The sequence below is a fragment of the Shumkonia mesophila genome (assembly GCF_026163695.1).
GTDB lineage: Bacteria > Pseudomonadota > Alphaproteobacteria > Rhodospirillales > Shumkoniaceae > Shumkonia > Shumkonia mesophila.
In genome coordinates this window covers 1-23,215 of sequence record NZ_JAOTID010000012.1, presented here as the reverse complement: position 1 = coordinate 23,215, position 23,215 = coordinate 1, and the positions used below count along the sequence as shown (strand labels likewise).

Here is a 23,215-nt window from a genome sequence, read left to right as displayed (position 1 = left end):
GGGGTCCTTAGCCTTGCGCCAGACGGCTCAGCGCTTCCTCCTGGATTTCGGAAAGGGTGCGGGTCGGCGTGATCACCTCGGGGTCGAGCAGCAGTTCGAGCACCACCGGCCGGTCGGTGGTCAGCGCCCGTTCGAAGGCGGGCACGAAGTCCTCGGTGCGGTGGATGGTCTCGCCGACGGCACCGAAGGCGCGCGCGAAGGCGGCGAAGTCGGGATTGGCCAGGTCGACCCCGTAGGCACGCTTGGGGTAGTTGCGCTCCTGGTGCATGCGGATGGTGCCGTACATGCCGTTGTTGATGACGATGACGATGACGGCCAGCCGGTACATGACGGCGGTGGCCAGTTCCTGTGCCGTCATCATGAAGCAGCCGTCGCCGACGAAGGCGATGACGGGGCGGCCCGGATAGTGGCGCTTGGCCGATACCGCGGCGGGCAGGCTGTAGCCCATGGAGCCGCAGCGTGGCGCCAGTTGAGTGCGGTAGCGGCGGAAGCGGTAATAGCGATGCACCCAGGTGGTGTAGTTGCCCGCCCCGTTGCAGATGATGGCGTCGGCCGGCAGGGTGTCGCGCAGATAGGCCATGATCTCGCCCATCTGGATGGCGCCCGGCGTTGCCCGGGGCGTCGTCCACTCGATGAATTCCGCCCGCGCCGTCGGCACGCGCTCGGCCCACGGCGCGAAGCCGACCGGTTCCATCGCGGCGGCGGCGGCGGCGAAGGCGGGCATGGAGGCGTGGATCGGCAAATCCGGCCGATAGACGCGGCCCAGTTCCTCGGCTCCCGGATAGACGTGGACCAACGTCTGCTTGGGCTGCGGGATGTCGATCAGGGTGTAGCCCGACGTCACCATCTCTTCCAGGCGCGAGCCGACGTCGATCAGGAGGTCGGCGTCGCGGATGCGCGCCGTCAGCTTGGGATTGATGCCGATGCCGACGTCGCCGACGTAGTTGGGCAGCGTGTTGTCGAAATAGTCCTGGCAGCGGAAGGCGGTGCCGACCGGCAGCTTGTTGCGCTCGACGAACTGGCGGATGTCGGCGCAGGCGGCGGCGTTCCAGCCGCCGCCGCCGAGGATGACGAAGGGGTTTTTGGCCTCGCTCAGCAAGTCGCGCAGCTTGGCCATGTCGGGCGCCCCGGGATGGGTCGCCGCGCGCACGAAGGCGCGGGCGTCCCTGGCGAAGGCGCGCTCGCGAAAGACGTCCTCGGGGATGGCCAGCACCACCGGCCCGGGACGGCCCGACGTCGCCGTATGGAAGGCGCGGCTGATGTATTCCGGTATGCGCGCCGCGTCGTCGATCTGCGCCACCCACTTGGCCATCTGCCCGAACATGCGGCGATAATCGATCTCTTGGAAGGCCTCGCGGTCCAGCATGCGGCGCGCCACCTGCCCGATGATCAGGATCATCGGCGTCGAGTCCTGGAAGGCGATGTGGATGCCGGCACTGGCGTTGGTCGCCCCCGGTCCGCGGGTGACGAAGCAGATGCCCGGGTTGCCGGTCATCTTGCCGTAGGCGTCCGCCATCATGGCGGCGCCGCTTTCGTGGCGGCAGACGATGAGATCGATCTCGGGCGCGTCGTGCAGCGCGTCCAGCGCCGCGATATAGCTTTCGCCCGGCACGCAGAAGGCGCGCTCGACGCCGTGCACGCGCAAGGAATCGATCAGGATCTGGCCGCCGGTGCGCTGGTTGGCCGAAGGCAAGGCGGCCGCCTTTCCGGCGGCGCCGGGCCGTTTGACGACAGTGGGCATGGTCAATCCCTTTGAACCAGTTCGATCTTGTAGCCGTCGGGGTCCTCGACGAAGGCGATCACCCGGGTGCCGTGCTTCATCGGCCCGGCCGGGCGGGTGATCCTGGCGCCGTTCTTCTCCAGGATCTCGCAGGCGCGGTAGGCGTCGGGCACGGCGATGGCGATGTGGCCGTAGGCGGTGCCGATCTCGTAGGGTTCCTTCTGGTCCCAGTTGTGGGTGAGTTCGAGGACCGCGTCCTTTTCCTCGGCGCCGTATCCGACGAAGGCCAGCGTGAACCGGCCACCGGGAAAGTCGGTCCTGCGCAGCAGCGCCATGCCGAAGGCCTTGGTGTAGAATGCGATCGAGCGGTCGAGGTCGAAAACCCTCAGCATGGTGTGCAGGATGCGCGTTCCGACGGGCCGGGCTTCGGTGGACGCGGCGCTCTGGGGGGCGATTTTGTCGGTCATGGCTTCCTCTTTCCGGGTGAAGGGCTTTCTCATTTCAGCACGCGGGGGCGCCCTATCCAAGTCGTTATCGCGGAACCGCCGGAAAAGGGACGGCGGCGCCGCAACCGGGGCTGGCAATGGCGGGCAAATGAGGGTAAACCCTTTGCCCCTTCGGCTGGGATACCCATTTTTGGCCGGGGACATGGTCATTTCGGGTGCGCGGGTCCGATGGATTTTCTGAACGTTTTCGGCGGTCTCAACGAAATCGCCCAGGCGACGCTGCTGCTCAGCATCGTCGCGGCGCTGGGCATCGCCATTGGCAATATCCGCTACAGGGCGGTGTCGCTGGGCATCGGCGGCGTGCTGTTCGCCGGCATTCTGGTCGGCCATTTCAGCGGCGAGGTGGCGCCGGCCGCCATGCACTTCATCCAGGAATTCGGGCTGATCCTGTTCGTCTACACCATCGGCATCCAGGTCGGCCCCGGCTTCTTCGCCGCCTTCAAGCAGTCGGGGCCGGCGCTCAACGCCATGGCCGCGGCCCTGGTGGTGATGGGGACTGCGGTGGCCGGCGGCCTCTACGCGCTAACCGACATTCCGCTGCCGGTGGTCCTGGGCCTTTTCTCGGGCGGCGTCACCAACACGCCGTCGCTCGCCGCCGGCCAGGAAATGCTGCGCACCATGGGCGCGCCCGCCGCCGATCTCGCGCTTCCCGGTCTCGGCTACGCCGTGGCCTATCCCTTCGGCATCGCCGGCATCCTGCTGGCCATGGGGCTCATCCGCCTGTTCCTCGGCATCAACGTCGATCGGGAGGCCGTGGCCTTCGAGAAGGAGCGTCGCTCGGAAGTCGCCGGGCTGGAGGTGATGGACGTCGCGGTGCGCAACAAGAACCTCGACGGCGTGCTGGTGCCCGAGATCCCGGGGCTCAATAGGCTGGAACTGGTGGTGTCGCGCCTTATGCGCGAAGGGCGGGTCGAGGTGCCGACCAGCGAATCGCGCATCGGAGTCGGCGACGTGCTGCGCATCGTCGGGCCCAGGCCGCGCCTCAAGGAAATGCAGATGATCCTGGGCGAGCCGGCGCAGACGGAGATGGAGGCGGCCGCCTCGGACGTGCGCTGGGAGCGACTGGTCGTCACCAATTCGCACATTCTCGGGACCTCGTTGGCCGAGCTCAACGCGGCGGATGCCTACCACGTCGTGATTTCGCGGGTGAACCGGGCGGGAGTCGAACTGTCGCCGACGGCATCGCTCAAGTTCCAGTTCGGCGACATCCTGACCGCCATCGGCACCCCCATCGACATCCGGGGGTTCGCCGCCGTCATCGGCAATTCCGAGCGCCGCCTCCAGCAGGTGCAGTTGGCGCCGATGTTCATCGGCATCGCGCTCGGCGTGCTGCTGGGCAGCATCCCGATCTATCTGCCGGGAATGCCGGCCGCATTGAAATTGGGCTTGGCGGGCGGGCCCTTGATCGTCGCCCTGGTGCTGTCCAGGATCGGCCATATCGGCCCCTTGGTCTGGTTCATGCCGCCAGTCGCCAACCATGCGCTGCGCGAATTCGGCATCGTGCTGTTCCTGGCGGTGGTCGGCCTCAAATCGGGCGATCGCTTCGTCGAAACGCTCGTTCACGGCGACGGCCTGGCGTGGATGGCGGCGGCGTCGCTGATCACCCTCGTTCCGCTGCTGGTGGTCGGCTTTTTCGCCCGCCTTGTCATGAAGACCAACTATCTGACGGTGTGCGGCCTGCTGGCCGGCAGCATGACCGATCCGCCGGCGCTGGCCTTCGCCAACCAGATCTCGACGTCGGAGGCGCCGGCGCTGGCCTATGCCACCGTCTATCCGCTGGTGATGTGTCTGCGCATCCTGGCTCCGCAGATCCTCGTCCTCATCTTCTGGGCCGGCCTCTGAGGCCGGTCGGTGACTGCCCCCGTCATCCACTGGTTTCGTCGGGACCTCCGGCTCGCCGACAATCCGGCGCTGGCGGCCGCCGCCGGCGGTGGGCCGGTGATTCCGCTTTACATCCTCGAAGATGAAACGCCGGAACGGCGGGCCGTGGGTGCGGCCGGCCGCTGGTGGCTGCACCACAGTCTGCGATCCCTGGACGGCGACCTCCGGCGGCTGGGCAGCGCCCTGGTGCTGAGGCGCGGCCGGGCCGAGGAGGGGGTATCCCGCCTGGCCGAGGAGACGGCGGCACAGGCCGTTCATTTCACGCGCGGCTACGCGCAGGATGACGCCGAAACGGAAAGCCGCCTGGGCGACGTTTTGGCGGCGCGCGGCGTCGCTTGCCGCCGCTTCGCCGGTTCCCTGCTGGCCGAACCGGAAGCGGTGCGCACCCGGAGCGGCGGCCCCTTCCGCGTCTTCACGCCGTTCTACAGGGCGTGCCGCGGCGTGCGCATCGAGGCGCCGTTGCCGCCGCCTTCCCGCGTGGTCGCACCCACGGCGTGGCCGGCTTCGGACCGGTTGGAAGACTGGGGATTGCTGCCGTCAAAGCCCGACTGGAGCGGCGGCCTTAATGAGTCCTGGGAGGCGGGCGAGGGGGCTGCCCAGCGGCGGCTCGACACCTTCCTCGATACGGCACTTGCCCGTTACGCGGCGGACCGCGACCGGCCGGCCAAGGCGGGCACTTCGCGGCTGTCGCCGCACCTCAGCTTCGGCGAGATCAGCCCGAGGGACTGCTGGCACCGCGTGGCCCTGGCCGTCGAGGTCGGCGGCGGAGCATTCGCCGCCGGCGCCGAATCCTTTCTCAGGGAACTCGCCTGGCGCGACTTCTCCTATCACCTGCTGCATCACCGTCCGGATTTGGCGGAGGTGCCGTTCCGCCCGGAGTTCGCCGACTTTCCGTGGCGCGAGGACGGTGCGACGCTCACCGCCTGGCAGCGCGGACTGACCGGCTATCCGATCGTCGATGCCGGCATGCGCGAACTGTGGCGGACGGGGTGGATGCACAACCGGGTACGCATGATCGCCGCCTCCTTCCTGGTCAAGGATCTGTTGCTGCCCTGGCAGGCCGGCGAAGCCTGGTTCTCGGATACGCTCGTCGACGCCGATCCCGCCAGCAATGCGGCGAACTGGCAGTGGGTGGCCGGTTGCGGCGCCGATGCCGCCCCCTATTTCCGCATCTTCAATCCGACCCTGCAGGGCGAGAAATTCGATCCCGAGGGCGAATACGTGAAGCGTTGGCTGCCCGAGCTGGCCGGTCTACCGGCAGGCATCGTCCATCGGCCGTGGGAGGCCCCGGGCGCCGTTCTGGCCGAGGCCGGCGTCACCCTGGGCGCAACCTATCCTCATGCCCTGGTCGATCACGCGTGGGCGCGGCGCCGTGCGCTGGATGCCCTTGCCCAAATGCGCGACTGACGCGTCCTACTTGGTGTTGGCGAAAAGACGATTGAAGCGGGTGATGACGGGGTCGCCCTCGATCATCGGCTTGGCCCGGCCGAGGAAAGCTTCGAAGCGCGGGACGTTCAGGTGATCCTCGTCGAAGGCCGCGGCGTCGGTGTAGACCTCGTACAGCAGGAAGGTGCCGGGTTCGTCCTCGCGCTGGCAGACGTCGAATTGCAGGCAACCCTTCTCCTCGGCGATCGAGCGGGAGGACTGCCAATCGATCAGTTTCTTGAAATCCTCGATGCGATCCGGCTTGATGCGGAAATCCGCGGCGACGACGAACATGTTCCCCTCCGGTGAATTGGCCACGCAGGATAATATGGTGAACCGGCCCCGCACTTTCCGCGCCCACGCGGTGAACCGGCCGCCGATCGAGGTGGACATCGCCGACGTCGGCGTGCGCGGCGACGGAGTCGCACTTTGGCAGGGCAAGCGGCTGTTCGTGCCCTTCGCCCTTGCCGGAGAGCGGGTGAGGGCCGAGATTGTCGGCGAAACCGGGGACGGCATTCAGGCCCGCCTGATCGAGGTTCTGAAACCGGCCGCCGAGCGCGTGGTGCCGCCTTGCCGCCATTTCGGCGACTGCGGAGGCTGTTCCTTGCAACACCTGGCCCCGGCCGCCCTGGCGACGTGGAAACGCGAGCGGGTGGTTGCCGCGTTGCGCCAACGGGGCGTCGAGGCGGAGGTCGCCGAAACGACTGCCATACCGCCGGGGAGCCGTCGACGCGCTGTGTTTGCCTATCGCCGGACCACCGGCGGCGCCGTCCTCGGTTTCAACGCCCGGGCCAGCGGGCGCATCGTCGATCAGCGGCAGTGTCCCCTCCTCGATCCCCGGCTGGCCGGCTTGGTCGAGCCGCTGCGGGCACTGATCGCCGGGATCGTCGCCCCCGGTGCGACGGGCGACGTGGCGGTGACGCTGACGGACGGCGGTGCCGACCTCTGCCTCGATCTGGCCGAGGCGCCCTCCGCGGCCGTCTTCGAACGCCTCGGCGCCTTCGGCCGCGCCCACGGCCTGGCCCGCCTGAGCTGGCGGCGCGCCGGGCGGATCGAGCTGGCGGCCGAGTTCCGGTCCCCCTTCCTTTCGGTGGGCGGCATCGCCGTGGTGCCGCCGCCGGCCGCCTTCCTGCAAGCCAGTTCCGAGGGCGAGGCGGCAATTGCGACGCGCGTCGCGGCGGCCGTCGGCGAGGCCTTCCCGGTGGCCGATCTCTTCTGCGGCATCGGCACTTTCGCCCTCCGGCTGGCGGCGAAGGGCCCCGTGCAGGCCTTCGACGGTGACGCCGGGCTGATTGCCGCCTTGGAACGGACGCGGCGCGTCGTCTGCGCGGCGCGCGACCTCTTCCAGAATCCGCTGGCCGGTCCCCAGCTGGGGCGCTTCAAGGCCGTGGTGTTCGATCCGCCGCGCGCCGGGGCAAAGGCCCAGGCGGAAGCCTTGGCGGCCGGCGGGCCGCCGGTGGTTGTGGCGGTCTCGTGCAATCCGGCCACCTTCGCGCGCGACGCCCGCATTCTTATCGACGGCGGCTATCGGGCGGACCCGGTCGTTCCCATCGACCAGTTCCCGTGGTCGGCCCACGTCGAGGTGGTGGCCCGGTTCTCGCGCTGACGGCGCGATCACATCCCATCACGACCCGGTGAGGTGGCCACGAGGCGTCTTGGCATTCCGGTTTGCGGCGCCAACTTCATCGGCGGGTGGCGAATGGTCGCCACCCATCGGGCGGCAAGGGCCGCCTCAGACGAAGAATGAAGGAGAAACACTATGACCCGTATTTTCTTTGCCGCCTTGGTTGGCGCAAGCGCTCTCGGCATCGTCTCGGCGAGCGCGATGACGGTCGACGGCTCGGATATTCCCCAGATCGTCAGCGAGAAGGCCAAGATGCTGGCCGTGTCGCCGGACGACATCGGCAGGATCAGCGTTCTCAACGACTGGAGCGGCGACGGCGAGCTTCAGGGCTACACGGCGTGGGTCAACCTCAAGTCCGGCGGCACCGTGGTCTTCAACCTCGATTCCGACGGCGCGGTGGAACAGGTCTACACGCGGGGGCCGGCGCACGTCGACGGCGTCAAGCAATTCTGACGGCTTTGTAACCAGCACGACCGGGCCCTCCGGGGCCCGACCAGACCGTCGTTCGAATGCCCGGTGGCGATCCCGCTGCCGGGCATTTGAACGTTCATGGCGGCGTTCGCAAATTCGCCGACCGGGCATAAAAAAACGCCCGGCGCCAGGCGCGGGGCGATTCCTCCATCAACTAACAGGATATATGCACCGGGGTCCAATCGGGGATCAAGGAAAATCGGCCGCCGAAAGAGCTAAATCGGCGCATACGGATTCGCCCCGGGTCCGCCGCCGCCGGTCTCGCCGCGGCCGGCGGGCCGAAATAGAACAATATGAAGGAGAAAACGCCGTGTTCTGCTATCAGTGCGAACAGACCGCCCATGGGATTGCCTGCGTCGAGAAGAGCATCTGCGGCAAGACCGAGGACGTCGCCGTCCTCCAGGACCTGCTGATCCACGCCACCAAGGGGATTTCCCAGTACGCCCACCGGGCGGCCCAACTCGGCGTCCGCGATCCGCAGGTGGACCGCTTCGCCATCGAGGCGCTGTTCACCACCGTGACGAACGTCAACTTCGACCCGGCCCGCATGGTCGGCCTGCTGCGCCGCGCCGCCGAGATGCGCGATCGCGCCAAGCGGCTCTACCAAGAGGCCAGCGTGGCGGCGGGGAAGGCGCCGGTTGGTCTCGCCGGCCCGGCGACCTGGGCGCCGGCCGCCGATGATGCCGGCCTGCAGGCGCAGGGTCGCACCGTCTCCATCCTCGGGCGCATCAATGCCCTTGGCGCCGATGCCGCCGGCCTGCAGGAACTGCTGACCTACGGCATCAAGGGTGCCGCCGCCTACGCCGAACACGCGGCGATCCTCGGCAAGGAAGACCCGGTCGTCTACGCCTTCTTCCACGAGGCGCTCGATTTCCTGACCGACCCCGCGCCCACCGTCGATGCGCTCGTTGCCATGAATCTCAAGTGCGGCGAGATTTCGCTGCGCGTGCTCGCCCTGCTCGATTCGGCCAACACCGGCGCCTACGGCAATCCGGTGCCGACCAAGGTGCTGATGGGCCACGTGCCGGGCAAGGCCATCCTGGTCTCGGGCCACGACCTCAAGGATCTCGACGAACTGCTGAAGCAGACCGCCGGCAAGGGCATCAACGTCTACACGCACGGCGAGATGCTGCCGGCCCACGGCTATCCGGAACTGAAGAAGCATCCCCACTTGGTCGGCCACTACGGTGGCGCCTGGCAAAAGCAGGCGGCCGAATTCGACCGCTTCCCCGGCGCCATCCTGATGACCACCAACTGCCTGCAGCGGCCGCGCGAATCCTATCAGGCACGCATCTTCACCAGCGGCCTGGTGGCTTGGCCGGGTGTTGCGCATATCGGCAATCGCGACTTCTCGGCGGTCATCGAGGCGGCACTGGACTGTCGCGGCTTCGTCGATGCCTCGCCCGTCAAGACCCATCACGTCGGCTTCGGCCACCACGCGGTGCTGGGCGTCGCCGACACCGTGATCGACGCGGTCAAGACCGGTGCGATCAAGCGCTTCGTACTGATCGGCGGCTGCGACGGCGCCGAGCCGGGCCGCAATTACTATACCGAGCTGGCCGAAACCATGCCCAAGGACTGGGTGGTCCTGACGCTGGGCTGTGGCAAGTTCCGCGTCGTCGATTGCGATCTCGGCGAGATCGGCGGCCTGCCGCGCCTGCTCGACATGGGCCAGTGCAACGACTCCTTCTCGGCCATCCGCGTCGCCGTGGCGCTGGCCGAGGCCTTCGGTACCGACGTCAACAGTCTGCCGTTGAACCTGGTGCTATCGTGGTACGAGCAGAAGGCGATCTGCGTGCTGCTGGCCCTCCTGCACCTGGGCGTCAAGAACATCCGCGTCGGTCCCAAGCTGCCGGCTTTCGTGACGCCGGCCGTGCTCAAGGTGCTGGTCGATACTTTCAACATCATGCCGATCACCACGGTCAGGGACGACCTCGAAGCCATGCAACCCGGCGTCATGGCCGCCGCCTGACGGGGTGTTGTTAGTTTTTTGTTAAGAAGAAAGGAGGCTTTCTGTAGCCTCCTTTCTTCTTTTGTTTTGGCGAAGAAACTAAATCATGCGTAGAATCAGCGGATCGAGCAGTTACTACGGGGTTCCATGATGCCGGAAAAAGCCAAGATCGAGACTCCCTCGCCGACCATGGCGGACATCATCCGTACTCGAGCCTATCAGCTTTGGGGAGTGAAGCCGCGGGGGACGGCAGGCGGCGCGAAGAAGTCGTCGTCAATGGTAAAGAAGGCGGCCAAGAAGACGGCCGGTACGGTGCAACTTGCAAGGTCGGAGAAAGCGATGAAAACGGAAAAAACGAAAAAGCCGACGAAGCCCGCGAAAGTTGCGGCACCCGCGAAAGCGGTGAAGACAACGAAACCGGCAAAGCCGGCGAAGGCGAAAGCGCCCGCGAAAACGAAGGCGCCTGTGAAGGCGATGAAGACCGCGAAACCGGCAAAGCCGGCGAAGGCGAAAGCGCCCGCGAAAGCGAAGGCGCCTGTGAAGGCGACGAAGACCGCGAAGCCGGCAAAACCGGCAAAGGCGAAAGCGCCTGCGAAGGCGGCGAAGCCGGCAAAGGCCAAGGCGCCCGCGAAGGCGGCAAAACCGGCAAAGGCCAAGACGCCCGCGAAGGCGACGAAGCCCGCGGCGGCGAAGCCGGCGAAAACAACGAAGGCGGCGAAACCGGCGAGCAAGCCCAAGGCCGGCACGTCCCGCTAGATCGCGGGCCGGGCCGCCGGCGGCTATTCCTCGGGAGCACGCAGCCGGATTCCCGGTGGCATTCGGGTCGAGGCATCGGCCCGGACCTTGGCGACTTGTTCCTGGGTGATGCCTAGGGCGCCGCTCAGGTCGGATTTCCGGAGGTCGGCATCCAGCAGGTTGGCGCCGGCGAGATCTGTGCCGGCGAGGATGGCGTTCGTCAGGCAGGCGCCGGCCAGGTCGGCGCCGCGCAGCGACGCTTCGGCCAGCCTCGCCATTCGCAGTCCGGCACCCCGCAGGTTGGCGACCGAAAGGTCGGCGCCGGTCATGTCGGCCGCCGAACAGTCGGCGTGCCTGAGATCGGCCGAGACGAAAATCGCCAGCCGGCAATCGGTGTCCGTGAGATCGGCCCCGCGCAGCCCGGCGCTGGCGAGGTTGACGTTGGCGAGCGATCGGCCGTGCAGGTCGGCGCCCTCCAGCCGGGCCCGGCTTCCCTCGCTGCCGTGCGAGCGCAGCCACGTCGCGTGCTCGGCGAGGATCGGTCCGATATCGAGGCCGGGGTCGGCCGGCGCGGGCACCGCTTCCGGAACCAGGGCCTCCGCCCAAACCTCGGCGTCATGAAAGGAAACCGCTTTGACCGCCGGCTCGACCGGCGGGACCGGCGGACGCGACGTCGCGGTGGGGCGCTCCAGGACTTCGATCCCGTTGCTTTGCGCGGGAGGGGCCAGGCGTGGCGGGACGGCGGGGGCGGCGATCCGGGACGGCGCTGCCGGCGCTGAGATCATGGACGGGCGTCCCGATATTGACGGGGCGACGGTCGTGACGGGACGCCGGTCACGCCGGTCCGTGGGTGACGCCGGGCGCCGGGCGGTGGCCGCAACCGCGATCCGGTCGAGAAAGACATCCGCCGTCATCGGGCGAACGATGACGCCGTCGATGCCGGCTTCTTGGGCTTTGCCGAGCAGGGGGTTGTCGACGTCGGCGATGATGACGACGGGCAGGTGGGGACGGGGGCTGCGTTCGGGGTCGCGCAGACGGCGCACGAACTCAGCCCCGTTCATCTCCGGCTGGCACAACTGAACGATCGCGACGTCGGCGGCGAAGCGCGCCAGCAGGGCGAGGCCGGTCGCCGGCGAGCGGGTGCTCTGGACGCTGGCGACCTTTTGCTTGTGCAGCACGTCATGCGCCCAGCGGCGCACGTGAATATCGCTGTGAACCAGAAGAACCCGTGTCTTCGACCAATCCATCGTCACGGCAACGCCCACCCGCGGGAGCGGACCAACCGGCCGGTCCCCCATCCAACCCCTTCCCCATGCCAAGCCTGTTTCGCCGATCGTCGGTGGAATCGCAAGGCGGAGTTTGTAACGGAATGATGACAGACGGGACGGGGGGCGGCCGGCCGGCGGCTTTCCCTTGATTCCCGCCGGCCCCGCCCTTATGAACCGCTTGCCCGCAAAGGATTGGTCCCCGTGAAGGTCGCCGACTTCGATTTCGATCTGCCGTCCGAGTTCATCGCCCAGCGCCCGGCGGCGCCGCGCGATTCGGCCCGGCTGCTGGCCGTCGCGGACGGCCTTGGCGACTTCGCCATGCGCGACCTGCCGGGGCTTCTGGCGCCCGGCGACCTGATGGTCTTCAACGACACCCGGGTGATTCCGGCCCGCCTCGACGGCCGCCGGGGCCAGGCGCGGATCGAGACTACCTTGATCCGCCAGGTCGCCGCCGACACCTGGAACGCCCTGGTGCGGCCGGCCCGCCGCCTGCATCTTGGAGACGCCATCGACTTCGGGAACGGCCTTGCCGCCCGCGTCGAGGCCAAGGGCGAGGCCGGCCAGGTGACGCTCCTCTTCAACCGCGCCGGGGCCGACCTGATGGCGGCCCTGGAAGCGACCGGCGCCATGCCGCTGCCGCCCTACATCAAGCGCGACGGGCCGGCCGACGCGCGCGATCGCGCCGACTATCAGACGATGTTCGCCCGCCGCGACGGCGCCGTGGCGGCCCCCACCGCGGCGCTGCACTTCACACCCGCCCTGGTGGCCGGCCTGGCCGGGCGCGGCATCGGCACGGCGTTCCTGACGCTGCACGTCGGGGCCGGCACCTTCCTTCCGGTGAAGGTCGACGACGTCGCCGACCACAAGATGCATGCCGAGTGGGGCGAGGTGACGGCGGAAACGGCCGCCGCCGTCAACGCCGCCAGGAAGGCCGGCGGACGCATCGTCGCCGTCGGCACCACGTCCATGCGGCTGCTGGAAACCGCCGCCGCTGCCGACGGCACGCTGGCCCCTTTCAGCGGGGAGACCGACATCTTCATCACGCCGGGCTACCGGTTTAAGGTGGCCGACATGATGCTGACCAATTTCCACCTGCCCCGCTCCACGCTGTTCATGCTGGTCTGCGCGTTTGCCGGAACGGCCCGCATGCGGGCGGCCTACGCGCACGCCAAGGCCGCCGGCTATCGCTTCTATTCCTATGGCGACGGCTGCCTGCTGACGCGGGAGGGCGGACGGTGACCCGCCTTCGCCCGGAGAGCTTTGGCGGGCGGGGCGTCTTTCGCTTCGACGTGCTGGCCACCGACGGCGCAGCCCGCCGGGGGCGCCTGCACACCGCGCACGGGGCCATCGACACCCCGGCCTTCATGCCGGTCGGCACGGCGGCCACCGTCAAGGCGATGATGCCCGAGGCGGTCGCCGAAACCGGCGCCCAGATCCTCCTGGGCAACACCTACCACCTGATGCTGCGTCCGGGCGCCGAGCGCATCGAACGGCTGGGCGGCCTGCACGCCTTCATGAACTGGCCCAAACCCATCCTCACCGATTCCGGCGGCTACCAGGTGATGTCGCTGACCGATCTTCGCAAGATGAACGAGACCGGCGTCACCTTCCGCTCGCACGTCGACGGCAGCGCCCACGAGTTGACGCCCGAGCGCTGCATGGAGATCCAGCGCTGCCTCGATTCCGACATCGCCATGGTGCTCGACGAATGCACGCCCTACCCGGCCACCGAGACCGAGGCGGCGATTTCCATGCGCCTGTCGTTGCGCTGGGCGGCGCGCTGCCGCCAGGCCTTCGCCCGCCGCCCCGGCTATGGCCTGTTCGGTATCGTCCAGGGCGGCGTCTACGAAGCCCTGCGCCGGGAATCGGCGGCCGGCCTGGTCGGCATCGGCTTCGACGGCTATGCGGTGGGCGGCCTGGCGGTCGGCGAGGGCTGGGATCTCACCTGCAAGGTGCTCGATTTCACCATGGCCCACCTGCCCGCCGACAAGCCACGCTACCTGATGGGGGTGGGCAAGCCCGCCGACATCGTCGGCGCCGTGGCGCGCGGCATCGACATGTTCGACTGCGTGCTGCCGACCCGTTCGGGGCGCACCGGCCAGGCCTTCACGGCGAAGGGCCAGGTCAACATCCGCAACGCCCGCCACGCCGAGGACCAGCGGCCGCTCGAAGAGGGCTGCGACTGCCCGGCCTGCCGGCAGTTCGGGCGCGCCTATCTGCACCACCTGGTGCGGGCCAAGGAAATCCTGGGCGCGGTTTTGCTGACCTGGCACAACCTGCGCTACTATCAGCGCCTGATGGCCGAGCTGCGCGGCGCCGTCGCCGCCGGGGCGTTCGCCGAGTTTGCGGCGCGCTTCGCGGCGGAGCAGGCGGCGGGCGACATCGAGGCGCTGTAGGATTGTTTTTCACCCGTCACTCCCGCGAAAGCGGGAGTCCAGACGGACCGGCGGGACTGGATTCCCGCCTGCGCGGGAATGACGAAAAAGGGGGACGGAGAGCCAGATGACTGCAAAGAAGTACGAGAACCTGACCCAGCTGGGTGGCCGCGGCGAGATCCCGGCTTTACCCGAGGCGGCGGTGCTGGAGACGGTGCCCAATCCCAACCCCGGCACCGACTATCTGGTGCGTTTCGCCTGCCCGGAATTCACCGCGCTGTGCCCGGTCACCGGCCAGCCCGATTTCGCCCACCTGGTCATCGACTACGTGCCGGCCAAGAAGCTGGTCGAGAGCAAGTCCCTGAAGCTTTACCTCACGGCCTTTCGCAACCACGGCGGCTTTCACGAGGAATGCACGCTCTCCGTGGCCCGCAAGGTGATCGCGGCGGCGAAACCGAAGTGGCTGCGCATCGGCGGCTATTGGTACCCGCGCGGCGGCATTCCCATCGACGTCTTCTGGCAGACCGGCGAACCGCCGGCCGGCCTGTGGGTGCCCGACCAGGGCGTGGCCTCCTATCGCGGACGGGGGTAGGGCCGGGCCCGCCGGAATGATGATTATTCAGCCCTTCTGATATATCGCAACCCCTTGAAATCGTTGCGGGAAACCTGTTAGGGCGATAGGGTTGTCATCATCTGTCGTCGTCTGTCGTCATTTCGCCGATTTGTCGTTTCGAATCAGGACGATAAATCGCCGATCCAGGCGCGGATGGGCGCATGCCGACGAAGGGTCTATTTACCTGTCAAACAGCAAAATATGATTATAAGCCTTTTCTAGGGAAATATCAATATTCGGCCTCGCCGAGGCGGTAACGATGGCTATCGCAGCCTCCTTTTTGTCGTCATTGCCCGGCGCAGCCCGGGCAATCCAGATTCGGCAACCTGGATGCCCCGGACTTTCGCGGATTGTAAAGGTGCGGGACCCGAACGCGCCTGATTTCATACCGCTATGGTCGGCCCCCCTTCGGCGCCTTCTTATGATATGATAAGGGCCGTTCACCAGGGGACGGCGGCGTGGCCGGTTCCGCCCGTGGCGGCGGAACGCCCCGACAACGACAAAAGCAAAACGACGCAGGCCCAGGCGGCGCGCGCCGGCCCGACCGTCCCGTCATGGGGGGGGAAGGAGGCCGATGATGAATGCCGTGATGATCGTTACCGGGGGAGGGTCGATGATGATCCTCACCTCGCACAAGTCGGTTACCGAGCCGGCGCTGTTGGAAAAGCTGGCCCACAAGGGAATCGACAAGTTCATCGCCTACGAGATCAGCCTCGATCTGGCCAAGGAGCGCTACGGCGGGCACTTTTTCGTGGTCGCCCGCGACCTGCGGGAAAGCGACGATTTGCGGGTGCTCGACTACAACGGGAACCGGGCCTTCAGGCTGTTCTCGTTTGCCGAGTTCGGGCCGCCGATCATGCATGAGGGCGCCCGCGAGGAGGAAGACGAGGCGTGAGCGCCGTTCCGGAACGGTCCCCCACCTCACCCTCCCGTCGCGTGCCGCGACGGGTCCCTCCCTCTCCGCCCCGCGGGGGCGGAGAGGGCCGGGGAGAGGTGGGGCTGTCCGAAGGCCGATATCAGGCGTCCAGGCCGAGCAGGCCGCCGATCCTGGCGCTTGCCTTGAGCCCGCTGCCGGTGAGGATGAGCACCGTCGTGTCGTTGGCCGCGATAGTGCCGGCGGCGATGAGTTTGCCCAACCCGGCGGCGCCGGCCGCCGAGGTCGGCTCGACGAAGAGGCCCTGGCGGAGCAGGGATTTGAGCGCCGCCACGATCTCGTCCTCGGCGACCGCCGCGATGGCGCCGCCGGTCTGGCGCGCGGCGGCCAGCATCTGGCGCAGGCGCACCGGGCGGGAAAGCGCGATGCCGTCGGCGACGGTGGCCGTCGTTTCCGTCGGGATGTAGTCGTCGGCGCCGGCGGCGAAGGCGGCGGCGACCGGGCCGCAGTTGGCGGCCTGGATGCCGAAGATGCGGGGCATGCGATCGATCTGGCCGGCCGCCAGAAGCTCGCGGAAACCGATGTGGCAGCCGATCACGTTGCTGCCGCCGCCGGCCGGCGCGATGACGTTGTCGGGGGCCCGGAAGCCCAGTTGTTCCCAGATCTCGTAGGCCACCGTCTTGGTGCCTTCGAGGAAGAAGGGCTGCCAGTTGTGGCTGGCGTAGAAGGTTTTCTCCGCCTCGGCCAGCGCGGCGTCCGAGACGTCCTGGCGGCTGCCCTCGATGGGCACCACGTCGGCGCCCATGGCCCGCATCTGGACAAGCTTGCCGGCCGGCGCGCTGGCCGGCACCAGGATGCGGCAGGCGATGCCGGCCGCCGCCGAATAGGCGGCCATGGCCGCCCCGGCGTTGCCCGACGAATCCTCGAGGATGGAAGCGACGCCGTGCTGCTTAAGATAGCTCATCAGCACGGCGACGCCGCGATCCTTGAAGGACCCGGTGGGGGCCAGGTAGTCCATCTTGAGGTGAACGGCGCGCCCGTTCCATCGCCGCTCGATCAGCGGCGTCCCCCCTTCGCCCATCGAGATGGCGCCATCGCGCGGCACCCTAAGCGCGGCGGCGTAGCGCCATGGCGAGGTGTCGGTCTTGTCGATGGCCGCCGGCGTCAGGCCGGGGCCGTCGGCGAGATCGAGGATGGAGGCGCATTCGGGGCAGCGCCACAGCGGCGTCTCGGTATCGCGGGTGGCGGCGCAGGCGGGGCAGACGTAACGGGCGGACGACCGAGCCATTTCCTGGCCCCCTGTTGTTGACGAATGAAATCAGCCGGCGGCGGGCTCGCGGCGGCGGACCAGCCACCAGACGATCAGCGCGCCCACCATCTTGCTCGCCGTCATGGCGATCACCCCGGCGGTCGAGAGAAGGCCGATGCCGGACAGGAAGACCAAGCTGTCGACCGGCGCGCCGAGGGCGCTGGAATAGAGGATGCGCTGCGACAGCGGCCGCCGGGTGAAGCTGTAGATGGCCCAGTCGACCAGTTCGCTGATCAGGAAGGCGGCGGCGCTGGCGACCGCGATCATCGGGCTGGCCATGAAATAGCTGACGGTGGCCCCGATCAGCATGGCCAGCAGCACCCTGTGCCCGATCTCGCGCTGGGCGAAATCGCGGGCGACGAAGACGAAGCCGACCACGAGCGAAATCGGCGGCCACATGGTGCCGTCCGGCAGCTTGACCAGCGGCGAGATGGCAAAGCCGTAATTCACCGCGACGATGAAGAGAATATAAAGGGCCGTGTACTTCAGCTTCATGGGCAGGGGCTCCCGTTTCAGGCCGGTTCATTATCACACGGCACGGGGATCTGGCGAGACGGAATGCGACGCGAAAAAAGGCGGGGCGCTTTTGAAAGCGCCCCGCGCGAAGTTGGGACTTGCCGGGAGGTGAAAAGGAACACGTCCGAAAAAACGCTCCTTGGGGTCGGGAGACCCCTGGCTTAGACTAAGCAAGAGGGATGCCAACTTTGGACGAGGCCATAAGTCCCTTGAAAACAAGGATATAAAGAAAATGGGCGGCCAGCGGCGCGCCGCATATGTGATTAAATTTTAATCTAAAAAATAATGACGGCTAAAAAATAGCCATTTCGGAGGGGGCGACGGCCGTTGGGTTTTCCCTTTCGTACCTTATTATAATGGGCGCAACCGCAGACGAGGGACGATGGCCGGACAGACACCCGAGCGGAGAGCCGAGCGACCGGCCGCCCCCGGGGCGCCGGACTTCGCGACCAAGGAGGCCATCCGCGCCCGGGCGTTCGAGATGGGCTTCGACGCCGCCGGCTTCGCGAAGGCCGGGGCGCCGCCCGCCGACGGCGCCAACCTGGCCGCCTTTCTGGGCGGCGGCCGGCACGGCGACATGACCTGGCTGGCCGAGACCTTCGCCCGGCGGGCCGATCCCCAGGCGTTGTGGCCGGAAGCCAGAACCGTCATCGCGCTCGGCGTCAACTACGGGCCGGCCGAAGATCCCCGCGCCTTGCAGGGCCGCGCCGACCGTGGCGCCGTCAGCGTCTATGCCCGCAACCGCGACTACCACGACGTGGTCAAGAAAAGGGTCAAGCGGCTGGCCCGCTGGATCGTCGAAACCCGGGGCGGCGAGGTGAAGGTGTTCGTCGACACCGCGCCGGTGATGGAAAAGCCGCTGGCCGCCCGCGCCGGCATCGGCTGGCAGGGCAAGCACACCAACCTGGTGTCGCGCACCTTCGGGTCGTGGCTGTTCCTGGCCGAGGTCTTCACCACGCTGGCGCTGCCGCCCGACGCCCCGGAGACCGACCTTTGCGGCAGCTGCAACCGCTGCGCCGAGGCCTGTCCCACCGACGCCCTGGCCGAACCCTATCGGATGAACGCCGCCCGTTGCCTTTCCTATGTGACGATCGAGCATAAGGGCGCCATCGCGGCGGACCTGCGCCCGGCGCTGGGCAACCGCATTTACGGCTGCGACGACTGCCTGGCCGCCTGTCCGTGGAACAAGTTCTCGCGCCCGACCGCCGAGGCGGCGTTCCAGGCCCGGCCCGATCTCGACGCCCCCCGCCTGGCCGAGCTTGCGGGGCTCGACGACGCCGCCTTCCGCCGGGCCTTCGCCGGCACGCCGATCAAGCGCACCGGGCGCGACAGATTGTTGCGCAACGTCCTGATCGCCATCGGCAACAGCGGCGACGCCGCGCTGCTCTCGGTGGTGCGGCCGCGCCTGGAAGACGAATCCCCCCTGGTGCGCGAGGCGGCGCAATGGGCGTTCGGGCGGCTGAGCGGCGCGCCGGGGCCGGCTTCCCAAGGCTAGCCCTCTTGCGGCTGCTTCCGAATACTTGCGCCGCCCTTGCCGGAGGGCGTGGGAAGATCGTTTCCAAATAGTGGAAAAGGCCAGGGCAGCCGGGGGTTAGGGAGATTACAGTCTTGCTATCGGAAGAGGAATCACGTATACCCTTCCTGCGCCAAAAAACCCGCGGAAATATTCTTTCTGTATATCATAATCTTAGGCATAAGTATTGCGGGAAATTAATAATCATTTGCAATCAGACCTTTTTATTTGGTTCTTGTGAAAGCAGCAACCGGCATCCGGAAGAACCCGGTGCCGTCCGTGTGACATATGAAAATCAAGAGGAGTGATCCCATGGCGGAAAGGCGAATGATTACGGTGGATGGCAACGAAGCCACCGCTTCCGTTGCCCACCGTACAAATGAAGTAATCGCCATTTACCCGATCACGCCGTCGTCGGATATGGGTGAGCACGCGGACGCGTGGTCGGCCGACGGTCGGAAAAACATCTGGGGCACCGTTCCCCGGGTGGTCGAGATGCAATCCGAAGCGGGTGCCGCCGGTGCTGTGCACGGCGCGCTTCAGAATGGTGCGCTGACGACGACCTTCACGGCGTCGCAGGGCCTGCTGCTGAAGATCCCGAATATGTACAAGATCGCCGGCGAGCTGACGAGCTTCTGCATGCACGTCTCCGCCCGGACCATCGCGACGCACGCGCTGTCCATTTTCGGCGATCACTCCGACGTCATGGCCGCCCGCCAGACCGGCTTTGCCATGCTGTCCTCGGGCTCCGGCCAGATGGCGCATGACTTCGCCTGCATCGGCCAGGCCGCGACGCTCAAGTCGCGGGTTCCCGTGCTGCACTTCTTCGACGGCTTCCGCACCTCGCACGAGGTGACCAAGCTCGAGGAGCTGACCAACGAAGACCTGCTCGCCATGATCGATCCCGAGCTGGTCGCCGCCCATCGCAAGCGGGCGCTGTCTTCGGACCATCCGGTCATCCGCGGCACCGCGCAGAACCCCGACACCTTCTTCCAGATGCAGGAAGCGCGGAACCTGTTCTACACCGCCGCTCCCGAAATCATGCAAGAAACGATGGACAAGTTCGCCCGTCTGACCGGCCGCCAGTACAAGCTGTTCGAGTACTTCGGCGCCCCCGATGCCGAGCGTATCGTCATCATCATGGGCTCGGGCGGGGAAACGGTTCACGAGACGGTCAACGCGCTGGTCAAGCGCGGCGAAAAAGTCGGCGTCCTCAAGGTCCGCCTCTATCGTCCGTTCTCGCTCGACCACTTCATCGCCGCGCTGCCCGTCAGCGTCAAGGCGATCGCGGTGCTCGACCGCACCAAGGAACTCGGCGCCCTCGGCGAGCCGCTCTATCTCGACATCATGAGCGCGTTCTTCCAGGCCAAGCAGTCGGGCGTGCGGGCGGCGGCGGCCGATCCGGTCGTCATCGGCGGCCGCTACGGCCTGTCCTCCAAGGAGTTCAATGCGTCCATGGCCAAGGCCGTGTTCGACGAGCTCAAGAAGGACAAGCCGAAGATGCACTTCACGGTCGGCATCACCGACGACGTGACCGGCCTGTCGCTGACCCCCGATCTCAGCTTCAACGCCGAGTTGGAAGGCGTGAAGCGCGCGGTCTTCTTCGGTCTGGGTGCGGACGGTACCGTCGGCGCCAACAAGAACTCGATCAAGATCATCGCCGAGAACACCGACAACTACGCCCAGGGCTACTTCGTCTACGACTCGAAGAAGGCCGGCGCGATGACCATTTCGCACCTGCGCTTCAGCCCGAAGCCGATCCAGTCGCCCTACCTGATCGATCAGGCCCAGTTCGTCGCCTGCCATCAGTTCTCGTTCGTCGAGAAGCGCGACATGCTGAAGTACGCGGCGCCGGGCGCCACGTTCCTTCTCAACACGCCCTACGGCGAAGACGAGATCTGGGACCACCTGCCCCGTTCGGTGCAGGAAGCGCTGATCGACAAGAAGCTGAAGTTCTTCGTCATCAACGCCGACAAGGTGGCTTCCGAGACCGGCATGGGCCGTCGCATCAACACGGTGATGCAGACGTGCTTCTTCGCCATCTCGGGCGTGCTGCCGCGTGACGAGGCGATCAAGCAGATCAAGAAGTACATCGACAAGACCTACGGCATCAAAGGCAAGGAAATCGTTCAGCTGAACTACAAGGCCGTCGATGCCACCCTGGTCAACCTGCACGAGGTCAAGGTTCCGGCCCAGGCGACCGCCAACTACGACCGCGCTCCGCTGGTTCCGGACGATGCGCCCGACTTCGTGCGCAACGTCACGGCCCGCCTGCTGGAGTTCGAAGGCGATTTCGTTCCGGTCAGCGCCTTCCCCGTTGACGGCACCTGGCCGACCGGCACCACCCAGTGGGACAAGCGCAACATCGCGCTCGAAATCCCGGTGTGGGAGCGGGATCTCTGCATCCAGTGCAACAAGTGCGCCCTGGTCTGCCCGCACGCCGCCATCCGCGCCAAGGTTTACGAGGCCGGGGAACTGAAGAACGCTCCCTCGACCTTCAAGGCCATGGACTACAAGGGCAAGGAATTCGGCGAGGGTGCCAAGTACACCATCCAGGTGGCCCCGGAAGACTGCACGGGTTGCCAGCTCTGCGTCCAGGTTTGCCCCGGCAAGGACAAGAAGGATCCCGAGCGTCGTTCGCTCGTGATGGTGGCCCAACCGCCGCTGCGCGAGAAGGAGCGGGACAATTGGGAGTTCTTCCTTAAGCTCTCGAACCCGGACCGCTCCAAGCTCAGGGCCAACGTCAAGATGTCGCAGTTCGCCGAGCCCCTGTTCCAGTTCTCGGGCGCCTGCGCGGCCTGCGGCGAAACGCCTTACATCAAGCTGATGACCCAGCTGTACGGCGACCGCGCGCTGATCGCCAACACCACCGGCTGCTCGTCGATCTACGGCGGCAACCTGCCGACCCACCCCTACACGACCAACTGCGAAGGCCGTGGTCCGGCATGGGCGAACTCGTTGTTCGAAGACAACGCCGAGTTCGGCCTGGGCTTCCGTCTGGCGGTCGACAAGCACCATCAGCAGGCCTGCGAGATCCTGGTCCGCATGAGCGACAAACTGGGCGCCGACTTCGTCCAGGAAATGGTCAAGGCGAACCAGAGCGACGAGGCCGGCATTGCCGCGCAGCGTGGCCGGCTCGAGGTGTTGCGCAAGAAGCTGGCCGCCATCCATACGCCGGAGGCCCGCTGGCTTGAGAACATCGCGGAGTTCCTGGTCAAGCGGTCGGTGTGGATCGTCGGCGGCGACGGATGGGCCTATGACATCGGCTACGGCGGTCTCGACCACGTGCTGGCGTCGGGCAACAACGTCAACGTCCTGGTGATGGATACCGAGGTGTACTCCAACACCGGCGGTCAGGCTTCGAAGGCGACCAACCTGGCGGCGGCGGCGAAGTTCGCCATGGCCGGCAAGTCGCAGCCGAAGAAGGACCTGGGCCTGATCTCGGTCTCGTACGGCAACATCTACGTCGCCTCGGTGGCTCTTGGCGCCAGCGACGCCCAGACCGTGCGGGCCTTCCAGGAAGCCGAGTCCTACGACGGGCCGTCGATCATCATCGCCTACTCGCCCTGCGGCGAGCACGGCTTCGAACTGCTCGACGGCGCCCGGCACCAGAAGCTGGCGGTCGACTCCGGTTACTGGCTGCTCTATCGCTACGACCCGCGCAAGCTGGGCACGGGCGAGAAGCCGCTGACCATCGACAGCAAGATGCCGAGCATCTCGCTCGACGACTTCCTGTCGACCGAGAACCGGTTCCAGATCATCCGGCGCAAGAATCCGGAACGCTACAAGGCCCTGGTGGCGGATGCGGAGTACGAAATCCGTCGTCGCCGGACCGTCTACGAAAAGCTGGCCGAGGTATCGATGCCGGCGGTCGCGGTTCCGACCGAGGCAGCCGAGTAACCGGCCTGCCCCGAAAGTAACGACAGACGCCCGGCGGACCTTCCGCCGGGCGTTTTGTTATCTAGAAGCCCTGGACGGCGAACCATAGGATAGTTTCGAAAAAATCGAAATTTTTTCTGTTGTCAAACGCCGTCAAATCGCTAAGGTGGGCCCCAGATAGGCGCCTGCCTAAACCATCGAGAAATCATCCCGGCCAAGTAAGGCGAACGATGATCGAAGTAAGACCCCATGGTCGCCAACGCGAGCGCAGTGGGTCGCTTTTGGCACACGGTAAGACCGGACGGCAGCAGGAACGCGCAGCGTGGCGCGATGCTGTTCCGGCGTTCAAAAATCCCAAAACATGAAGAGATCACCGATGCTGTCCACAGCCGAATCCACCCGCGCTTCCGGGTCGTCCGAAGCCAACGAACCTTCCGAACCCTCGCGACCGTCGCGCGCCCGCAAGTCGGCGCGGGACGCCCGTATGGCCTCGTCGGTGTCGATCGCCTTGACGGGCAGTGGGGGCTCCGGCGTGATGACGGCGGGCCAGATGCT

General features: G+C 66.8%; 19 protein-coding genes. 12 read left to right on the top strand and 7 right to left on the bottom strand.

From position 1 onward, the window contains the following. Positions 1–7: 7 nt before the first annotated feature. On the bottom strand, positions 8–1,741 hold the full coding sequence (locus tag ODR01_RS17845; RefSeq protein ID WP_316979050.1) for a thiamine pyrophosphate-binding protein: 1,734 nt from the start codon (positions 1,739–1,741) through the stop codon (positions 8–10). Positions 1,742–1,743: 2 nt separating this feature from the next. Then, positions 1,744–2,187 (bottom strand): lactoylglutathione lyase, encoded by a 444-nt coding sequence (gene gloA / locus ODR01_RS17840; RefSeq protein WP_316979049.1) that lies wholly within the window; start codon positions 2,185–2,187, stop codon positions 1,744–1,746. 207 nt (positions 2,188–2,394) lie between these two features. Here gloA and ODR01_RS17835 point away from each other — a divergent pair, with 207 nt between their 5' ends. Then, positions 2,395–4,068, top strand: coding sequence for a putative transporter (locus ODR01_RS17835; RefSeq protein ID WP_316979048.1), 1,674 nt, complete (start codon positions 2,395–2,397; stop codon positions 4,066–4,068). Positions 4,069–4,077: 9 nt separating this feature from the next. Further along, complete coding sequence (locus tag ODR01_RS17830; protein WP_316979047.1) at positions 4,078–5,514, top strand: cryptochrome/photolyase family protein; 1,437 nt, start codon at positions 4,078–4,080, stop codon at positions 5,512–5,514. 6 nt (positions 5,515–5,520) lie between these two features. On the opposite strand, the gene ODR01_RS17825 is transcribed toward ODR01_RS17830, so the two are convergent. Continuing rightward, complete coding sequence (locus ODR01_RS17825) at positions 5,521–5,826, bottom strand: putative quinol monooxygenase (RefSeq protein WP_316979046.1); 306 nt, start codon at positions 5,824–5,826, stop codon at positions 5,521–5,523. 34 nt (positions 5,827–5,860) lie between these two features. Between ODR01_RS17825 and ODR01_RS17820 the strand changes: the two genes are divergently transcribed. The 4 genes from ODR01_RS17820 (at position 5,861) to ODR01_RS17805 (ending at position 10,334) form a co-directional block, all read left to right on the top strand. Next, entirely contained in the window at positions 5,861–7,138 is a 1,278-nt protein-coding gene (locus tag ODR01_RS17820; RefSeq protein ID WP_316979045.1) for a class I SAM-dependent RNA methyltransferase, read from the top strand. A 153-nt stretch (positions 7,139–7,291) separates the two neighbouring features. After that, positions 7,292–7,609 (top strand): hypothetical protein, encoded by a 318-nt coding sequence (locus ODR01_RS17815; protein WP_316979044.1) that lies wholly within the window; start codon positions 7,292–7,294, stop codon positions 7,607–7,609. Positions 7,610–7,937: 328 nt separating this feature from the next. After that, positions 7,938–9,599 (top strand): hydroxylamine reductase, encoded by a 1,662-nt coding sequence (gene hcp, locus ODR01_RS17810; RefSeq protein WP_316979043.1) that lies wholly within the window; start codon positions 7,938–7,940, stop codon positions 9,597–9,599. Positions 9,600–9,725: 126 nt separating this feature from the next. Further along, positions 9,726–10,334 carry a hypothetical protein gene (locus tag ODR01_RS17805; protein WP_316979042.1) on the top strand — a complete coding sequence of 203 codons (609 nt, stop codon included), beginning with the start codon at positions 9,726–9,728 and terminating at the stop codon, positions 10,332–10,334. A gap of 23 nt (positions 10,335–10,357) precedes the next feature. Here ODR01_RS17805 and ODR01_RS17800 read toward each other — a convergent pair whose 3' ends face one another. Further along, positions 10,358–11,560, bottom strand: a complete 1,203-nt coding sequence (locus tag ODR01_RS17800) for a pentapeptide repeat-containing protein (RefSeq protein WP_316979199.1) — start codon at positions 11,558–11,560, stop codon at positions 10,358–10,360. 222 nt (positions 11,561–11,782) lie between these two features. Here ODR01_RS17800 and queA point away from each other — a divergent pair, with 222 nt between their 5' ends. From queA to ODR01_RS17780, 4 genes are all read left to right on the top strand, one after another. Beyond that, positions 11,783–12,820: a tRNA preQ1(34) S-adenosylmethionine ribosyltransferase-isomerase QueA gene (gene queA, locus ODR01_RS17795; RefSeq protein ID WP_316979041.1), complete on the top strand. Its 1,038-nt coding sequence runs from the start codon at positions 11,783–11,785 to the stop codon at positions 12,818–12,820. Then, the gene (tgt, locus tag ODR01_RS17790) at positions 12,817–13,977 is read left to right on the top strand and encodes a tRNA guanosine(34) transglycosylase Tgt (protein ID WP_316979040.1); all 1,161 of its coding nucleotides are present in this window, start codon (positions 12,817–12,819) and stop codon (positions 13,975–13,977) included. Before queA ends, tgt begins: the two co-directional genes overlap by 4 nt. Before the next feature lie 106 nt (positions 13,978–14,083). Next, positions 14,084–14,548 (top strand): preQ(1) synthase, encoded by a 465-nt coding sequence (gene queF, locus ODR01_RS17785; RefSeq protein ID WP_316979039.1) that lies wholly within the window; start codon positions 14,084–14,086, stop codon positions 14,546–14,548. A gap of 595 nt (positions 14,549–15,143) precedes the next feature. Beyond that, positions 15,144–15,464, top strand: coding sequence for a hypothetical protein (locus ODR01_RS17780; RefSeq protein ID WP_316979038.1), 321 nt, complete (start codon positions 15,144–15,146; stop codon positions 15,462–15,464). Between the two features lie 121 nt (positions 15,465–15,585). Here ODR01_RS17780 and thrC read toward each other — a convergent pair whose 3' ends face one another. Both thrC and ODR01_RS17770 read right to left on the bottom strand, forming a co-directional pair. Next, complete coding sequence (thrC, locus tag ODR01_RS17775; protein ID WP_316979037.1) at positions 15,586–16,731, bottom strand: threonine synthase; 1,146 nt, start codon at positions 16,729–16,731, stop codon at positions 15,586–15,588. Between the two features lie 30 nt (positions 16,732–16,761). Next, positions 16,762–17,247 (bottom strand): VUT family protein, encoded by a 486-nt coding sequence (locus ODR01_RS17770; RefSeq protein WP_316979036.1) that lies wholly within the window; start codon positions 17,245–17,247, stop codon positions 16,762–16,764. Between the two features lie 403 nt (positions 17,248–17,650). Here ODR01_RS17770 and queG point away from each other — a divergent pair, with 403 nt between their 5' ends. Next, complete coding sequence (gene queG / locus ODR01_RS17765) at positions 17,651–18,763, top strand: tRNA epoxyqueuosine(34) reductase QueG (protein WP_316979035.1); 1,113 nt, start codon at positions 17,651–17,653, stop codon at positions 18,761–18,763. 330 nt (positions 18,764–19,093) lie between these two features. Further along, positions 19,094–22,681 (top strand): pyruvate:ferredoxin (flavodoxin) oxidoreductase, encoded by a 3,588-nt coding sequence (gene nifJ, locus ODR01_RS17760; protein WP_316979034.1) that lies wholly within the window; start codon positions 19,094–19,096, stop codon positions 22,679–22,681. Between the two features lie 324 nt (positions 22,682–23,005). On the opposite strand, the gene ODR01_RS17755 is transcribed toward nifJ, so the two are convergent. Further along, a partial coding sequence (locus tag ODR01_RS17755; protein ID WP_316979033.1) for a hypothetical protein occupies positions 23,006–23,215 on the bottom strand: 210 nt, incomplete at its 5' end.

What these genes read in the sequence shown, in the direction of transcription:
- ODR01_RS17845 (WP_316979050.1), bottom strand. Translation starts at nt 1,741, where the DNA reads ATGCCCACTGTCGTCAAACGGCCCGGCGCCGCCGGAAAGGCGGCCGCC.
- gloA (WP_316979049.1), bottom strand. Translation starts at nt 2,187, where the DNA reads ATGACCGACAAAATCGCCCCCCAGAGCGCCGCGTCCACCGAAGCCCGG.
- ODR01_RS17835 (WP_316979048.1), top strand. Translation starts at nt 2,395, where the DNA reads ATGGATTTTCTGAACGTTTTCGGCGGTCTCAACGAAATCGCCCAGGCG.
- ODR01_RS17825 (WP_316979046.1), bottom strand. Translation starts at nt 5,826, where the DNA reads ATGTTCGTCGTCGCCGCGGATTTCCGCATCAAGCCGGATCGCATCGAG.
- ODR01_RS17820 (WP_316979045.1), top strand. Translation starts at nt 5,861, where the DNA reads ATGGTGAACCGGCCCCGCACTTTCCGCGCCCACGCGGTGAACCGGCCG.
- ODR01_RS17815 (WP_316979044.1), top strand. Translation starts at nt 7,292, where the DNA reads ATGACCCGTATTTTCTTTGCCGCCTTGGTTGGCGCAAGCGCTCTCGGC.
- ODR01_RS17805 (WP_316979042.1), top strand. Translation starts at nt 9,726, where the DNA reads ATGATGCCGGAAAAAGCCAAGATCGAGACTCCCTCGCCGACCATGGCG.
- ODR01_RS17800 (WP_316979199.1), bottom strand. Translation starts at nt 11,560, where the DNA reads ATGGATTGGTCGAAGACACGGGTTCTTCTGGTTCACAGCGATATTCAC.
- queF (WP_316979039.1), top strand. Translation starts at nt 14,084, where the DNA reads ATGACTGCAAAGAAGTACGAGAACCTGACCCAGCTGGGTGGCCGCGGC.
- ODR01_RS17780 (WP_316979038.1), top strand. Translation starts at nt 15,144, where the DNA reads ATGATGAATGCCGTGATGATCGTTACCGGGGGAGGGTCGATGATGATC.
- thrC (WP_316979037.1), bottom strand. Translation starts at nt 16,731, where the DNA reads ATGGCTCGGTCGTCCGCCCGTTACGTCTGCCCCGCCTGCGCCGCCACC.
- ODR01_RS17770 (WP_316979036.1), bottom strand. Translation starts at nt 17,247, where the DNA reads ATGAAGCTGAAGTACACGGCCCTTTATATTCTCTTCATCGTCGCGGTG.
- queG (WP_316979035.1), top strand. Translation starts at nt 17,651, where the DNA reads ATGGCCGGACAGACACCCGAGCGGAGAGCCGAGCGACCGGCCGCCCCC.
- nifJ (WP_316979034.1), top strand. Translation starts at nt 19,094, where the DNA reads ATGGCGGAAAGGCGAATGATTACGGTGGATGGCAACGAAGCCACCGCT.